Raw genomic sequence first — 504 nt, forward strand, 5'->3', positions numbered from 1 at the left:
GAGCCCGTGGTCCAGTGCGTCGGCAGCCGGAGGAAGCCGAACTCGGCGCTGGCGAAGAGCGAGAGATCCCAGGCCGCGCGACGGAGGTCGAGGAGCGCCTGGGCCAGGGCCTCGAGCGCGGCGAGCTCGAACTTGCCCCGCGACAGCTGGCAGTAGTGCGGATTGAGCTGGAGCCTGGAAAAGCCCAGCTCCGCGGTGGCCCAGTCGCGGTCGAGCGGCAGGCTCACGCCGTAGCCCGCGGCCGAGCCGAGCGGGTTCGCGTCGAGGTACTCCCGGGTCTGCAGCGCGCGCCAGGCGTCGTCGATGAAGGCCTCGGCGTAGCCCGCCCACCAGTGGCCGACGGTGCTCGCCATCGCCCGCTGGAGGTGGGTGTAGCCGGGCATCAGCAACCCAGCCTCGCGGCCGGCGCGCTCGAGGGCCACCGTCGCCACCGCGAGGCCCGCACGCGCGAGCTCCCCCAGCCTGGCCCGGAGCCACAGCCGAGTCGCGACCAGGACCTGGTCG

1 protein-coding gene is annotated in these 504 nt (G+C 74.0%); it reads right to left on the reverse strand.

Annotation, left to right across the window (positions count from 1 at the left end):
- Positions 1-504: lyase family protein (locus NZ773_16180; GenBank protein MCS6803465.1), on the reverse strand; the 504-nt coding region annotated here is incomplete at both ends.

The organism is Dehalococcoidia bacterium (assembly GCA_025054935.1).
In the GTDB taxonomy this organism is placed as follows: Bacteria; Chloroflexota; Dehalococcoidia; order SpSt-223; family SpSt-223; genus JANWZD01.